A 13,801-nucleotide genomic window follows, 5' to 3' on the forward strand; every position below is an offset into this window, starting at 1 on the left:
TCCTGACCGGCTCCGGCCGGCCTCAGCACGGCAGGTCGAGGGTGACGGTCGCCCCCTGCCCGGTGTTCATGGCGTAGGCGGTGCCGCCGTGGGCGGTGGCCACCGCGTGGACGAAGGCGAGACCGAGGCCGGAACCCTCGCCGGTGCGGCTCGTCTCGGCGCGGGCGAAGCGGTCGAAGGCGCGGGGCAGGAAGTGCGGCGGGAAGCCGGGTCCCTCGTCCGCGACGGACAGTTTCAGCCGGCCCTCCTGGACGGTGGCCGTGAGGCGGACCGCCCCCCGGCCGTGGCGCAGGGCGTTGTCGACCAGGTTGCCGATGGCCGGGCGCAGCCAGCGGGCGTCGACGTCCACCGTCGTACGGGCGGCGTCCGCGGTCAGCGCGCGCCCGGCCTGCTCCGCGGTGCGCCGCCGCGCGGCCACGGCGGCGGCGACCAGGTCGGCGAGCGGCTCGGGCGCCCGGGTCACGTGGTCCGTGCTGCCGAGTTCCTCCAGCTCCAGCAGCGCGTTGGAGAGGTCGATCAGCCGCTGCACCTCGGCGTCCACCGAGCGCAGGGTCTCGGTCAGCTCCTCGGCGCCGCGCGGGCGGTGCAGGGCGACGTCGAGTTCGGCCCGCAGCAGGGACAGCGGGGTGCGCAGCTCGTGGCTGGCGTCCGCGATGAACCGGTGCTCGCGGGCGGCGGCGGCCTCCAGCCGGTCGAGCATGCGGTTCAGGGTGTGCCCGAGGCGGGTGATCTCGTCGTCGCGGTCGGCGGGCACGTCCAGCCGCAGCTTCTGGGCGCCGTCGGCCAGCGTGGCCGCGCCTGCGCGGTAGCGCTCGACCGGGCGCAGGGCGGCGCGGGCGGTGCGGTAGCCGACGTACGAGGCCGCGATCAGGGTCAGGCCCGAGGCGAGACCCAGCTGGGCGAGGAGTTCGCGCAGCGCCTCGTCGCGGTGACCGCGCCGTACGGCGACGACCACGACGCGCGGCTGCCCCGCGGCCGTGACCCGCTTCGCCTGGAGCCGCAGCGTGTCCGGCGTGATGGGCAGCAGCGAGCCGATGTCCCGCCGGACGGTCGCGCCCTTGGCGGCGGCGGCGAGTTCCGCCGGGGCCAGCAGCGTCTCGTGGCCGACGGCCGCGCTGGACGTCAGCACCCGGCCCCGCGCGTCGAGCACCTGGTGCAGGCTGCCGTCGGGGCCGGGCGGCAGCGCGGTGCCCGCGCGGACGGCGTGGTCGAGACTGCGCTGGTACGTCGCCAGGTCACCGTTGAGCCGGCCGTCCAGCGCGGCCTGCACCCGCCAGTACACCAGCCCCGCCGCGCCCGCCAGCACCAGCGACATCGTCACGGCGACCGCCAGCACCAGCCGGGTCACCACGGTCAGCCGCCCGACCCAGGCCGGCAGCCGGCGGAGCAGGCTCACGGGGTCGGCTCCAGGCGGTAGCCGCGGCCCCGCAGGGTCGTGATCGTCGTACGGTCGAACGCCCGGTCCACCTTCGCGCGCACCTTGGACACGTGCACGTCGATGGCGTTGCTGCGCAGGTCGACCTCGCCGTCCCACACCTCCTCCAGCAGCTGGACCCGGGACACCACCCGGCCCGCGTTCTCCATCAGCACGCGCAGGACGGCGAACTCGCGCCGGGACAGCTCCAGCTCCGTGTCCGCCCGCCAGGCGCGCTGCTGCTCGGGGTCCAGGACCAGGTCGCCGACCTGGAGCCGGCCGGCCGGGTCGGGGCGGCGCCGGGATATCGCCCGCAGCCGGGCCAGCAGCTCCTCCATGGCGAACGGCTTCACGACGTAGTCGTCGGCGCCGGCGTCCAGCCCGGCCACGCGCTCGTTGATCGCACCGCGGGCGGTGAGCAGGATCACGGGCACGTCGATGCCTTCACCGCGCAGCGTCCGGCACACCTCGAGCCCGTCCAGGCCGGGCAGCATGACGTCCAGGAGTACGGCGTCCAGGCGCGGGTCACGGGCGGCGGCGAGCCCGGAGGGCCCGTCGTAGCGGCCCTCGGCGGTGTGGCCGGACTCGGTCAGGTAGCGGACGACAAGATCGGTCAGGCGGGTCTCGTCGTCGACGACCAGGCAGTGCATACCGGAGAGGCTAATCGGACGGACGCACGCCACGGCCCGGCCGGAAGCCTTCATGGTCTGTTCATGTGACTTCCCTACCTTTCTTCAGGTCGCGGTGCTCCGCGGGCCGCGACCGGTCCGCCGTCGCCATGCCGTGACGGAAGGGACAGCCATGCACACAGCGGTACTGGTGCTCGCCGCCAAGGGCATCACCGCCCACATCACGCCGTCGGCCCTCGTCACGCGCGGCAGTCTCGACGTCGTCGCCCTGCTCGTCCTGGTCGGCTGGCTCTACCGGCGCCGCCCCAGCGCACCGGCGATGCCGCTGGTCCTGACCGCGCTGAACATCGGGCTCTTCGCCGCGATGAGCATGATCAGCGCGGGCAAGTTCCCGGCCGGGGTCGGCTTCGGCCTCTTCGGCATCCTCTCGCTGGTCCGGCTGCGCAGCGCGGCGTTCACGCTGCGCGACGTCGCCTACACGTTCGTCACGCTGGTCATCGCCCTGTGCAACGGGCTCCCGCACCGCGACAACTGGCTCGTCGTGGCCCTGAACGCGGTCGTCCTGGTGGCGGTGCTGCTGGTGGACGACCCCCGCTCGTACGAGCCGCCGACGCGGATCGTGAAGCTGACCCTGGACCGGATCTACCCGGACCCCGCGGTGATCGCCCAGGACGTGGCCCTGCGCTTCGGTCAGGCCCCGCTCTCGGTCGTCGTGGACGAGGTCGACTACGTCCGCGAGACCACCCGGGTCTCCGCCCGCTACCCCGCCGAAGCGCCGGCCGAGCCGATGATCACCCCCGACCGGGAGCCGGAGCCCCGCGAGCGGGTGACGGTGGCATGACCCCGGCCTCCGCCCTCACGGCCACCCCGGCACCGGCCCTCGCCGTCACCTCCGCGCCCGGTCTCCCCTCCGCCCCCGCCCTCTCCACCGCGCTCGGCCTGTCCGCGCTGCGCGGTGCCACGCTCGCCGAGGTCGACGCCGCCGCGGCCCTCCAGCACCGCACCGACCGCAAGTACCTGCTGCCCCTCGACCGCGCCCACGCCTTCGTGGCCGCCCTCGCCGACAGCCACCGGGTCCTCGACCTGGCGGGACGCCGTACGACGAGCTACCTCAGCACGTACTTCGACACCCCGGAGCTGGCCGCCTGGCACGCGCACGTCCAGGGGCGGCGGCGCCGCTGGAAGGTCCGCACCCGCCTGTACGCGGAGGACGGACTGTGCCGGGTGGAGGTGAAGACGAAGGACGGCCGCGGGGCGACGGTCAAGCACGCCCTCAAGGCCCCCGCCCACGCCTACGGCCAACTCGACGCCCATGCAGAGGAGTTCATCGACGACGTCCTGCGCACCGCGGGCATCCCCCACACCGCCGCCGCCCTGTCCGCCGCCGCCGAGATCCGCTACGTCCGCGCCGCCCTCGCCGACCTCGACCACGGCACCCGCGTCACGCTCGACGGCCACCTCACCTGCCACCACGCCGGCCGCACCGCCGCCCTCGACCCCGGTCACGTGCTCGTGGAGACCAAGGGCGGCCCCAGGCCCGCCCCCGCCGACCGGCTGCTGCTGAGCCTGGGCGGCCGGCCCGTGTCCCTGAGCAAGTACATCGTCGGCCAGTCGCTGCTCACCCCCGGGCTGCCCGACAACGACGTACGCCGCCTGGCCCGCAGGCACTTCACCACCGAGGCGTATGCCGTACCGCACCGCGAAAGGACCCCCGCCGCATGAACGCCCTGCGCAACATCAAATGGCCCTACGCCGTGATCGCGCTGCTCGCGGTCGCCGCCGCCACCTTCGGCCTGCTGCGCCCGCAGACGGAACCGGCAGGCAGCGCCACCGCGGCGAAGAAGCCCGGGGCGACGAAGCGGGTCCAGCAGAACCCGCCGCCGAAGCTCTTCACCGCCGCCCAGATCGCGCCGATCGGCAAGGAGGCCGCCGCGCAGCGGGGGCAGGCCGACGCCCTGTTCGCCAAGTGGACGGCCGCGCACGGCACCACCCGCGACGACAAGGCCTTCGCCGCCTGGGCCGCGCAGCAGATCCCCGCGCCGCCGACCGCGAAGAAGCGCGCCGCCGAACTCCGTCAGGTGCAGCAGCTCGCCAAGTCCCGTACGGCCGCCGGGAAGAAGGCGGCCGGCTGGCTGGAGCTGTACGGCAAGAAGGACATCTGGAAGCTCTACCTGCACGACCAGCGCGAACTGGTCCCCGCCGCGCAGGGCACGGCTGAGAAGGCCCAGCTGAAGGCGGCCCTGAAGCTGGCCAAGACCATCAGCGACCAGGTGGCCGCCAAGGACAAGCAGCCCGCGCCCTTCGTGCTCGACCCGAGCCTGCGCCCCGAGAAGCACATCAAGCCCGGTGCCAAGGGTCCGTACTCCTACCCCTCCCGGCACGCCGCCCGCGCCGCCGCGGCCGTCACCTTCCTCAGCGCGCTCGCCCCGCAGCGCGTCTCGGAGTACACGTGGATGCAGGACGAGGTCCTCTACTCCCGCCTCTACATGGCCGGCCACGTCACCTCCGACCTCACCTCCGGCAGCCTCCTCGGCTACCTGATCGGCGACTACGAACTCGCGGTGAACGGCCACAGCGCCGCGCACTGAGCCGTCGTGGATGCCGCCTTCCGAAGCCGACCAGTCAGTTTTCCAGACGGACAGGCATCAGAATCGAAAAGGTGTCCTCGGCGTCGGTCCGGCGGATCGCCAGGGGCGCCGTAGGGGCGCCGACCTCCAGAATCAGCTGGTCCCGGGCCCCGGCGGCGAGGGCATGCAGCAAGAACTCGCGATTGACGGCGATGTTGCCCTGGCCGTCGTCACCGTCTTCGCAGACGCACACCGTGCCGTCGCCCGCCACCTTGAGCACGCTGAGGTCATAGGACACGCCGTCCTGCTCGCGCACCTCGCTGACGCGGACCGGGCCGTTTTCCACCGCCGCCCGGAAAGCCGGGACATCGACGAGGGCACGGTGCCCTGCCGGCAGGCGGATGAGGCGACGGTAATCAGGGAAGTCGTGATCGAGACACTGGCCGGCCGCCTGACGGTCCCCTGCCTCCAGGACCACGCGGTCACCGTCCACAGCGAGCTGGACGGATGCGTCGTCACTCAGCAGCGCCCGCATCGCGTCTACGAGCGGGGACGGCACGATGACCTGGATACGAGGCCCGTCATGCCCGGTGGTACCGGCTTGTGCGACTGCCATCCGGTACCGGTCGGTTGCCACGACATGGAGCGTGTCACCCTCGATGTCGAACAGGACACCGCCGAGCATCGGCAGCTCCGGGTCGGTACTGGCGGCGAAGCGGACCGCGTCCAACGCCGCGGCCAGCGCAGGCGCGGAGACAGCCAACCGGGCGGTGCCGGCGGTGCGGAGCAAAGTCATGGGATTCTCCCTGCATTCGAGTAGCGCTCGGACCGCGGAGAACTCGATGCGGGCATCGGACAGCCCCAGTTCAAGACGACGCAGATGTGCCTGAAGCAGCTGCCGCACCAGGTCGGTGTCCTCACTGGACCAGCCGGCCAGCACCAGCCGAATGTCCGCCAACGGCATGCCGGCCCGGCGCAGCCGGGCCAGCAACCGGGCCTCTTCAAGCTGCTCGGGGCCGTACCAGCGGTAGCCGCTCACCGGATCCACCCAAGTCGGGACCAGCACGCCGGCAGCGTCGTAGAACCGCAGGGCGCTCACGCTCAGCCCACTGTCCCGGGCCATCTCACCAATACTGCGCATCTCGCTCTCCACACCCAGAACCCTGAGCCCTCCACCAAGTCGAGGGTCAACTCCAGCCGGCCGACTCCAATATGAACGGCATCCGGGCACAGGCCCTGCACCCTGGCAAGATCTTGGGGCCGTCGGACAGGCGGCCTCGGACTACGGGGAGTTGATGCATGGGAACGGTGACGGCGCTGCGCCGGTACCCGGTGAAGTCCATGCTCGGTGAGGATCTGGACTCGGTGCGGGTCACGGACGGCGGGCTGTACGGAGACCGGGCTTACGCGGTGCTCGATGAGGCGGGCGCGGTCGGCAGTGCGAAGCACCCGCGCAAGTGGGGGCCGTTGCTGCGGTGCCGGAGTCGGCTGACGGGGACCGGCGTGCCTCACGTCGAGCTGCCGGACGGCACCTCCCTCGCGGTCGATGATCCAGAACTCGACGTAAGGCTCTCGGAGTTGCTGGACCGCAAGGTGTCCCTCGCGACCGCTACGCCGGGGGAGCGGGGCCGGCTGGAGCGCGCGGTGCCCGAGTACGAGGGTGGCGTGCCGGACGCGCTGCGGGAGACGGCGGTCGTGGACGGCTCCGGTGAGCTGATCACCGTGGGCGGGGTCGCGGCCGGCACGTTCTTCGACTTCGGGCGGGTTCACCTCGTCACCACGTCCGCGCTGGCGCGGCTGCGCGAGGTGTACCCCGCCGGCGACTTCGACGCGCGCCGGTTCCGGCCGAACCTGGTCGTGGAGACCGGCCAGGGTCCTGGCTTCCCCGAGGACACCTGGCCGGGAGCGAGGCTGCGCGTGGGCGAGGTTCTCTTCCGCGTCGTGGTCCCCACGCCCCGCTGTGTGATCCCCACCCTCGGCCACGACGAGCTGCCGCCCGACCCGCGCATCATGCGTACCGTGGCCCGCGAACACCGCGTACCCGTGCTCACTCTGGGGCGGTTGTCGTGTGTCGGCATCTACCTCGACGTCCTCGAACCGGGCACGCTGCGCGTGGGGGACCCGGTCACCGTGCAGCGGCAGCCCGGTTCGTGACCGTGGGTGGGAAGGACGGGCCGGTCAGTCGGGAAGCCGGTCCAGGAGCCAGTAGCCCAGTTCCTCCGTGATGGCGGTGTGTGCCGTCGTGGTGGAGGAGCAGATGAAGTCGTCGACCTCGCTCTCGTCCGGGTTGAGGTTGTCGATGTTCGCGTACAGGTCCTTCTGCTGGTCGATGTCCCGGATCGCGACCGCGCTGACCGAGGGGACGAAGCAGACCTCCTCGTGCCGCAGGTCGACCTGGGCGCCGAACTTCTTCAGCATGTCGGCGAGGATCCCGTACGAGCGGAGGGTGCCGCCGGGGGCGCCGTCCAGCTCCGGGAAGCCGGACGTCTTGATGGTCTTCTCGGCCTTGGGGAACCGCCGCTTCAGCTCGGCGACGATGACGTCCCTGCCCTGGGCCTGGGTGTAGAAGGTGGTGCCGGGGTAGATCCGGTCGACCTTCAGCGCGGTCTCGCCCGGCGGGACGGCGGGACCCGTACCGTCGCCGCGGCCGTTGGCGAGGGCGAGGAGGCGGGGGATGCGCGGCCAGTAGCCGACCTGCTCCAGCTGCGCGAGGAACTGCATGCGTTCCGGTGCGATCCCGTTCTCGCCGGTCTTGGGGTCGTAGTGCCGCCAGAGCATCTGCCGGGCGGCGGGGCTGTCCATCTGCCGGGCGAAGGGGTTGGAGACCGGGATGAAGTGGGAGAACGCCTGGAGGCCGATCGGGATGACGGCGCCGCGGTGCGGGGTGTCGTAGGAGAAGTACACCCCGGTGCGGTGGTCCATGCGCTGCGTCTCCATCTTGGCGAGCGCGTACCGCGTGATCAGGCCGCCCATGCTGAAGCCGCCCACCATCAGCCTCGTGTCGCCCAGTTGCTCGGCGAGGGTGCGCATGATGGCGGCGGTCGCGGTTTCGGCGTTGGCCAGGACGGAGGCGGAGCGCTCCTCGAAGCCCAGCAGGATGACGGTTCGGCCCCGGCGGCGCATCTCGCTGATGAGGGGGTAGTCGCTGTCGAGCCCGGCGTAGAGCCACTTGAGGTCGCTCCTGCCGAGGTTGAAGCCGTCCGCCATGATCACCGGCCGGACGACGCCCTGGTGGCCCTCGCCGTAGAAGACGTGTGCGAAGCCGCCCGGCAGTGGCCACTGCTCGTCCGGTTCCGGTACCGCGTAGGGGATCTTGGCCGGGGGCGTGGAGCTGAGCGGACCGGCGAGCGTGAACTCTCCGACGCTCTGCTCCGCCTTCTCATCCTGCTCGGACAAGGCCGTCTCCTTCCGAATCCGCGCATGGCACAGCAGCCCGACGGACGCGGGCTGGAGGACTGTGGACGACGCGAAGACCTGACCATGATCAGCACACCGCCCGTTGCCGCGGCTGGTGCATCGCCCGACCGGTCACCCGTACGCAGGCAAGACAGGCGGCCGGAGTTCAGGCCGAAAACGTCACTCGTCCGGGGGTTGGCCGGCACCCCGATGGAGCAACGTACGGGGATGGAATGGATCAATCTCGCAAGTACGGCACTGGGCGCCCTCGTCGGTCTGACCGCGACTTTCATCCTGGACCGGTCGCGTTGGCGGCGGGAGAGCGAGCAGCGCAGGAGAGACGACCGAAGAGCCGTGTACACGTCCTTCCTCGCCGCCACCGCGGAGGCGAGCGAGATACTCATCAACATCGCCCGCGGCCACGACAGCGACGAGTCGGCGGCGAACCGCGCCCAGACCGTCATCCGCGACAGCAGAGTGCTCTCACGGCGTCTGGAACTCTCCCTCGTCGCGGAACCGGCCGTCATGCGGGAGGCGAACTGCCTCGTGGACCGCCTGCGTGACTACCGCGCGGTCGTCGGGCAGGGGCTGGCCGACGACGCGGAAGCGGTCGATGAGGCACGCGTCGCGTACAACGAGCAGCGGGACCAGCTCGTCGAGACGATGCGCAAGACGCTTTGAACCCTCGCCAACTCAGCTGTTGTGGAACTGCCAGGTGGCGGGAGCGAATTGGATTCGTAGTAGTCCGGCGGGTCCGGTGAGATCGATGCCCAGGGTGCCGGCGAGGTGTTCGAGCCGGCGGGCGACGGTGCTGTGGTGCAGATGGAGACGGCCGGCGGCCCGGCGGAGCGAGCCGGTGGCGCCGTAGGCGTCCAGGGTCTCCCAGTCATCCGGACTGCAAGCGACTTGGGAGATCGCGGCCACGTCGGCGTTGTCCCGTACCGCCTCCGGAGGTACCTCGGCGAGCAGCGCCAGCGCGCCCAGACCGGAGTTCGTCCAGACCGTCCACTCCCGCCGCTCGCATCGCTCGCACCGCTCAAGCGAGGAGGCGGCGCAGGACGAACCGCCCGCCTCCAGGAGAAGGGTCGAACTGGAGGCCCTGGAGGCGGAGTTGTACTCCCTGGTCAAGGAGTTGCAGCGCCTCGACGAGGAGCTGCGCCAGGCCCACGCCCGCGAGCGCGAGGTCGCCGTCACCCTGCAGGAGGCGATGCTCACCTCCCCGGACCTGGTCCGCCACCCGCCCTGGAGGTGCTGTGCCGGTACGTCCTCAGCGTGGAGGGGGCGCTCATCACCACCGCGGTCAACGCGGTGATCCACCCGGGTGAACACCTGATCGACTACAGCTGCGCCGGCCATCCGCCCCCGGTCCTGCTGCACACCGACGGCAGCAGTGACCTGCTCGACCAGGCCACCGACCCGCCGCTCGGCGCACACCCCGAACACGCTCCCCGGGCCGAGGCGCAGGTGCCGTACGCCGTGGGCGACACCCTCGTCCTCTACAGCGACGGGCTCATCGAGCGCCGGGGCGAGGACATCGACGCGGGTCTGCACCGCCTGCGCGACACCCTTTTCCACTACGCCCACCTCGGCCCCGAGCGCCTCACCGACGCGCTGCTGGCCCGTTTCGGGGTCAGCGGAGCGCGCGCTCCGGCATCGCGCTGATCGCCGTCCGCCTCCAGGTCCGGGCTTCGCAGGTCACCCGATCGTGAACATCGACAAGTCGGGTTCGATCGCCTGGCGGGCGGCGACGACGCGCCGCGCGGGATTTCCGCCACTGGGGTGTTTCCGCGGGCGACGCGCTGCTGCTCGTTCAGCAGATGAGCACGAGTGATCGGTCCGCAGGGCCATGATGTGCGTGCCGCTCTCGCGGTCGGCTTCCCCGGGCCGCCGTATGCGCTGGATCATGACGTGCCACTGGCGGCTGCCCGGCAGGCTTCCTCTACGCCGCAACACAAGGACCTCTATATGGGCTCACGCCTCAGGCGCGGTTTGGCGATCACCGCGCTCACCACTCTCACCAGCACATTGATTTCCGCAATGCCGGCCCACGCAGCCCTTCCGTCGCCGGTCGCGCATGCGTACGTCGCATCGTCCGACGCGATCGGCTCGATCGTCGCCGTGGCACCCGTGCCGGTCTCGGACTATCCGCCCGGCGGTACGACGACCCAAGTGGGCCTCAACGCCGGGCCGTTCCTCACCAGTGCGACCTTGACCGCGATCACCGCCGGGAACCCTGCGACGGGGACGTCCAGTGCCTCGGCCACGGTGCAGACCATCGACGCCAACTTCGGCCCGATCGGCTCCCTGGGCCTCACGGGTGTCCGCTCCAGCTGCAGTGCGACCCCCAGCGGGGCGACAGGCTCAGGCGTGATCGCCTCGGGCCGGGCCCAGGTCGACTCGCTGCCACCGGTCGCCCTCCAGGCGAACGCGGCACCCAACACCGTCGTGAACCTGGTCGGCCTCGGCACGCTCACGCTCAACGAGCAGGTGACGGACGCGGACGGTGTCATCACGGTCAACGCGGTGCATCTGAAGCTGCTGCCGCAGTTCAACGCGGCCGATGTCATCGTCGGCCACGTCCAGTGCGGAGGTGCGGCCCCTGCGCCGACGATCACCAAGACGGCTCAGGAGGACTCATTCGTCCTGGGACAGACACTCCACTACGCGTTCACCGTACGGAACAACGGCACAGAGCCCCTGACCAACCTCCAGGTGACCGACAACGGCCCCGGCTCGCCGACGGTGAGCTGTCCCGCCGGGCCGCTGGTTCCCGGCGCCACAGTGCAGTGCACCGCGACGTACACCGCGACCGCCGCGGACGTGGCCGCGGGGCGGATCGTCGACGCCGGAACAGTGACGGCCACTCTTCCGGGCGGCGGGGTCGTGACCGCCACCAGCTCCCGGCTGGTCGTCCCGCTCAGAGCGCTGTCCATCACGAAGAAGGCGACCGACGCGAACTTCGAGGCCCCCGGTGAGACGGTCCACTACACCTACACCGTCACCAACACCGGCCAGGCGCAACTCCATGACGTGACCGTGACCGACCTGACCCCCGGCGTCGACGTCTCCGGCTGCGGCACCAACCAACTGGCGCCGGGCGAGAGCACCACCTGCCAGGCCACCTACACGACGACGGCGGCCGACGTCGAGGCCGGCACGATCACCGACCGGGGCAGGGCCAGCGCCACCACCCCGGGCGGCGCGACGGTGACTGCGACCAGCAACAGCGTGACCACACCGCTGGCGGCGCTGACGGTGGTGACGGCTGCCGATCGGGCCCAGTTCACCGGAGCCGGGCAAGCGATCCACTACACGTACACGGTGACCAACAACGGTGAGCAGACCGTGACGGGCATCAGCGTTCAGGACAAGGGGCCGGGGTCGCCAACGGTCACCTGCCCCGACACGACACTGAACCCCGGTGAGGCGACGCAGTGCACGGCCGACTACACAACCACCCGCGCCGATGTGGCCCGCGGAGAGGTCGTCAACGAAGCGACGGTGTCCGGCAGGACGTCGTCCGGAAGGATCCTCAGTGCCGAGAGCAACAGCGTCACGGTGTCGCTGGTCCGTCTCAAGGCCGAACTGGGCGTCTCCGAGCCTGCGTTCACCGGCGCGGGCCAGCGCCTGCACCTCAACCTTCGGGTCACCAACATCGGTGGGCGGCCTCTCAGTTCCCTCCGGGCAGCCATCGGCTCACTGCACTTGACGTGTCCGAAGACCACGCTGGCGCCTGGCGAGTCCGTGACGTGCACCGCCACCCGCACAACCACTCGTGCTGACGCCAGGGCCGCAAAGATCGCCTTCGTCGCCAAGGCAACCGGCACAGCTCCCGACGGGGCCACCGTGACCGCCACCAGCAACAAGGTGATCGTCTTCCGGTATCCGCCGTGTGACGACCACACCCGTGGCGGTAAGTGCGAGGACGGCAAGCGCTCCGGCAAGGAACTCGGGAAGGAGCGAGGCAAGGGCCACCACGAGCGCCTCGGTGAGACCGGCAAAGCCAAGCGCTAGGCGACCGGATGGGTAGCGGCGGCCCACTGGACAGGACTCAGTTGCAGGTCCCGGACAGTTGATGTCCCACCGCCTCCGCCGGCCGACAGGTGAACCGAACGGAGGGGGTGTCCCGCCCTGAGGGACACCCCCTCCGCGTTCCCGTCCTCTGGACCCGTCCTTCGTACATGGGGTTTCAGGTGTCCAGCCAGTGGGGGCGGGTTTCGTCGATGCCGAGAAGTTCGAGGAGGTGGGCTTGAACAGCGCGGGTGACCAGGATGGTTGGCGGGTCGGTGCTCGTTGCGGCCCGAACCCTCAGGTCGGCGAGCTGGTAGAGAATCATGCGCCCGGTTGGGCGGACGGTCCGGTTGTCGGGGTAGAGCGCGCGCATGGTCTGATCGTCGCCCAGGGCCTGGCGGACCCGGCGTTCGATGAGGCAGAACACCAGCAGGGCCAGGCAGATGACGGTGACCAGGGCGGCGATGCGCCGGGCTCGGGCGCGACGGCGTCCAGGGCCCGGGCGATCCGGTCGTCGTCGAGCAGGTCCGCTTCTATCCCGAAGACCTCCTCATCGGCCCACTCGCGGGCCCAGTCGCCGACCCGTACCAGCGGCGCGGGCGCGGGCAGTCGATTGGCCACCAGAACCTCGATGGTCTGCCCGTGGGCCAGATGCGCGACCTTCCGCACCGGGCACGGCTCGTCGGTGATCCCGGCCACGTCCAGTCGGCGCAGAAACTCGGCAGAGGCAGGCAGAGCGCCCTCTGTACCTCCAGGGGCGCCCTCGGTAATCGAACACTCTCGGCCTATCCCGGCATGCCACCCCCCGGAGCGGCGCCGATCCTGCTGAAGGGGCGTGCGGTGTCCGAACCCGTACGAGCCGACAACAACCCGAGGTGCGCCTTGACCCAGATGACCGAGCAAGCCCTCGCCACCCTCCCTCACCCCGACCTCCTCGCCCATTCCACCGCCCTGCACGACGGACTCGGACCCAGGACGTTCGCCGACCTGGCGGCCCTGCGCCGTGCGACGCCGGTGGAGAAGGTCCGCAAGAGCGAGAAGGACCTCACCGATGCCGAGCGGACCCGGCTGATCGACGCGTTCAACGCGATCAACCAGTCCGGCGAGCTGGGCAAATTCGTCGCCATCCACGCCGACATGCACCACCACCAGCACTCCATGCCCGGAATGGGGATGCCGGGCATGCCCGATCTCGGAGCCCAGCGCTTCCTGCCCTGGCACCGGGTCTTCCTGGACCGGGTGGAGTCGGCACTGCGCCGGGTCCACGGCGACGTCACCATCCCCTACTGGGACTGGACCGCCGACCAGCAGGTCCCGCAGTGGATGACCGACGTACTGCCCACCGTGGTGGTGCCCGGTCCGACGGGCCGGATCATCCGGGTCAAGCGCTCGCCCGGTGACCAGCAGGCGCTGCAGCACATCACGTCCCGCATCGACCATGTGATGCAGGCCGGCACCTTCAACACGTTCGTGGAAGGACTGGAGTCCGTCCACGACGACGTGCACGTGTGGGTGGGTGCCACGATGGCGGACATCGCGACCGCCGCGGCGGACCCACTCTTCTTCATGCACCACGCGAACGTCGACCGTCTCTGGTGGGCCTGGCACCCGACGCACCAGAACGAGAACCCGACGCTCTCCGGCGACGACGCGGTGATGGACCCCTGGCGGGTCACCGAGCCGACCACCCGCAACATCGCCAACTTCCACTACTCCTACCGCTGACGGGTACAGGAGCGATCGATCGGGGCAACTCCGCACAAGGGGCTGCCCCGATCGACTGT

At 70.9% G+C, this 13,801-nt stretch carries 14 protein-coding genes and 1 pseudogene; 8 read left to right on the forward strand and 7 right to left on the reverse strand.

The features are described from left to right. Nucleotides 1–22 precede the first annotated feature (22 nt). A complete protein-coding gene (locus ACWD3E_RS11610; RefSeq protein WP_451387347.1) occupies nucleotides 23–1,396 on the reverse strand; it encodes an ATP-binding protein in 1,374 nt (457 codons plus the stop codon). Beyond that, entirely contained in the window at nucleotides 1,393–2,064 is a 672-nt protein-coding gene (locus tag ACWD3E_RS11615) for a response regulator transcription factor (protein ID WP_451387348.1), read from the reverse strand. The genes ACWD3E_RS11610 and ACWD3E_RS11615 overlap by 4 nt, the downstream gene beginning before the upstream one ends. Before the next feature lie 151 nt (nucleotides 2,065–2,215). On the opposite strand from ACWD3E_RS11615, the gene ACWD3E_RS11620 reads away from it, so the two are divergent. The 3 genes from ACWD3E_RS11620 to ACWD3E_RS11630 are packed head-to-tail and all read left to right on the forward strand — an operon-like array spanning nucleotide 2,216 to nucleotide 4,631. Next, nucleotides 2,216–2,884 carry a DUF4956 domain-containing protein gene (locus tag ACWD3E_RS11620; protein WP_451387349.1) on the forward strand — a complete coding sequence of 223 codons (669 nt, stop codon included), beginning with the start codon at nucleotides 2,216–2,218 and terminating at the stop codon, nucleotides 2,882–2,884. After that, a complete protein-coding gene (locus ACWD3E_RS11625) occupies nucleotides 2,881–3,765 on the forward strand; it encodes a polyphosphate polymerase domain-containing protein (RefSeq protein ID WP_451387350.1) in 885 nt (294 codons plus the stop codon). The genes ACWD3E_RS11620 and ACWD3E_RS11625 overlap by 4 nt, the downstream gene beginning before the upstream one ends. After that, a complete protein-coding gene (locus ACWD3E_RS11630; RefSeq protein WP_451387351.1) occupies nucleotides 3,762–4,631 on the forward strand; it encodes a phosphatase PAP2 family protein in 870 nt (289 codons plus the stop codon). Before ACWD3E_RS11625 ends, ACWD3E_RS11630 begins: the two co-directional genes overlap by 4 nt. Before the next feature lie 34 nt (nucleotides 4,632–4,665). On the opposite strand, the gene ACWD3E_RS11635 is transcribed toward ACWD3E_RS11630, so the two are convergent. Continuing rightward, a complete protein-coding gene (locus tag ACWD3E_RS11635) occupies nucleotides 4,666–5,763 on the reverse strand; it encodes a DNA polymerase III subunit beta family protein (protein WP_451387352.1) in 1,098 nt (365 codons plus the stop codon). Nucleotides 5,764–5,909: 146 nt separating this feature from the next. On the opposite strand from ACWD3E_RS11635, the gene ACWD3E_RS11640 reads away from it, so the two are divergent. Next, complete coding sequence (locus ACWD3E_RS11640; RefSeq protein WP_451387353.1) at nucleotides 5,910–6,764, forward strand: MOSC domain-containing protein; 855 nt, start codon at nucleotides 5,910–5,912, stop codon at nucleotides 6,762–6,764. A gap of 24 nt (nucleotides 6,765–6,788) precedes the next feature. On the opposite strand, the gene ACWD3E_RS11645 is transcribed toward ACWD3E_RS11640, so the two are convergent. Further along, entirely contained in the window at nucleotides 6,789–8,006 is a 1,218-nt protein-coding gene (locus tag ACWD3E_RS11645; RefSeq protein ID WP_451387354.1) for an esterase/lipase family protein, read from the reverse strand. Between the two features lie 228 nt (nucleotides 8,007–8,234). On the opposite strand from ACWD3E_RS11645, the gene ACWD3E_RS11650 reads away from it, so the two are divergent. After that, a complete protein-coding gene (locus tag ACWD3E_RS11650) occupies nucleotides 8,235–8,687 on the forward strand; it encodes a hypothetical protein (RefSeq protein WP_451387355.1) in 453 nt (150 codons plus the stop codon). 12 nt (nucleotides 8,688–8,699) lie between these two features. On the opposite strand, the gene ACWD3E_RS11655 is transcribed toward ACWD3E_RS11650, so the two are convergent. Continuing rightward, nucleotides 8,700–9,200: a helix-turn-helix domain-containing protein gene (locus ACWD3E_RS11655; RefSeq protein WP_451387658.1), complete on the reverse strand. Its 501-nt coding sequence runs from the start codon at nucleotides 9,198–9,200 to the stop codon at nucleotides 8,700–8,702. Between ACWD3E_RS11655 and ACWD3E_RS11660 the strand changes: the two are divergent. Continuing rightward, nucleotides 9,100–9,715 (forward strand): annotated as a pseudogene (locus tag ACWD3E_RS11660) (PP2C family protein-serine/threonine phosphatase); the annotation flags it as partial. The gene ACWD3E_RS11655 and the pseudogene ACWD3E_RS11660 overlap by 101 nt on opposite strands. Before the next feature lie 328 nt (nucleotides 9,716–10,043). Continuing rightward, entirely contained in the window at nucleotides 10,044–12,020 is a 1,977-nt protein-coding gene (locus ACWD3E_RS11665; protein WP_451387356.1) for a choice-of-anchor P family protein, read from the forward strand. A 175-nt stretch (nucleotides 12,021–12,195) separates the two neighbouring features. Here the strand turns inward: ACWD3E_RS11665 and ACWD3E_RS11670 are convergent, their stop codons facing one another. Together ACWD3E_RS11670 and ACWD3E_RS11675 are read right to left on the reverse strand one after the other, a co-directional pair. After that, on the reverse strand, nucleotides 12,196–12,390 hold the full coding sequence (locus ACWD3E_RS11670; protein WP_451387357.1) for a hypothetical protein: 195 nt from the start codon (nucleotides 12,388–12,390) through the stop codon (nucleotides 12,196–12,198). Continuing rightward, complete coding sequence (locus ACWD3E_RS11675; RefSeq protein WP_451387358.1) at nucleotides 12,339–12,959, reverse strand: DUF4277 domain-containing protein; 621 nt, start codon at nucleotides 12,957–12,959, stop codon at nucleotides 12,339–12,341. Before ACWD3E_RS11675 ends, ACWD3E_RS11670 begins: the two co-directional genes overlap by 52 nt. Here ACWD3E_RS11675 and ACWD3E_RS11680 point away from each other — a divergent pair. Beyond that, entirely contained in the window at nucleotides 12,909–13,742 is an 834-nt protein-coding gene (locus ACWD3E_RS11680; RefSeq protein WP_451387359.1) for a tyrosinase family protein, read from the forward strand. The two genes, ACWD3E_RS11675 and ACWD3E_RS11680, sit on opposite strands and share 51 nt — an antisense overlap. The last annotated feature ends 59 nt before the right edge of the window (nucleotides 13,743–13,801 follow it).

The organism is Streptomyces sp. NPDC002676, assembly GCF_053592455.1.

Excerpts from the sequence above, each read along its gene's own strand:
- ACWD3E_RS11625 (WP_451387350.1), top strand. The coding sequence starts at position 2,881 with ATGACCCCGGCCTCCGCCCTCACGGCCACCCCGGCACCGGCCCTCGCC.
- ACWD3E_RS11680 (WP_451387359.1), top strand. The coding sequence starts at position 12,909 with ATGACCGAGCAAGCCCTCGCCACCCTCCCTCACCCCGACCTCCTCGCC.
- ACWD3E_RS11650 (WP_451387355.1), top strand. The coding sequence starts at position 8,235 with ATGGAATGGATCAATCTCGCAAGTACGGCACTGGGCGCCCTCGTCGGT.
- ACWD3E_RS11640 (WP_451387353.1), top strand. The coding sequence starts at position 5,910 with ATGGGAACGGTGACGGCGCTGCGCCGGTACCCGGTGAAGTCCATGCTC.
- ACWD3E_RS11620 (WP_451387349.1), top strand. The coding sequence starts at position 2,216 with ATGCACACAGCGGTACTGGTGCTCGCCGCCAAGGGCATCACCGCCCAC.
- ACWD3E_RS11675 (WP_451387358.1), bottom strand. The coding sequence starts at position 12,959 with ATGGGCGAGGAGGTCGGGGTGAGGGAGGGTGGCGAGGGCTTGCTCGGT.
- ACWD3E_RS11630 (WP_451387351.1), top strand. The coding sequence starts at position 3,762 with ATGAACGCCCTGCGCAACATCAAATGGCCCTACGCCGTGATCGCGCTG.
- ACWD3E_RS11665 (WP_451387356.1), top strand. The coding sequence starts at position 10,044 with ATGCCGGCCCACGCAGCCCTTCCGTCGCCGGTCGCGCATGCGTACGTC.
- ACWD3E_RS11615 (WP_451387348.1), bottom strand. The coding sequence starts at position 2,064 with ATGCACTGCCTGGTCGTCGACGACGAGACCCGCCTGACCGATCTTGTC.
- ACWD3E_RS11670 (WP_451387357.1), bottom strand. The coding sequence starts at position 12,390 with ATGCGCGCGCTCTACCCCGACAACCGGACCGTCCGCCCAACCGGGCGC.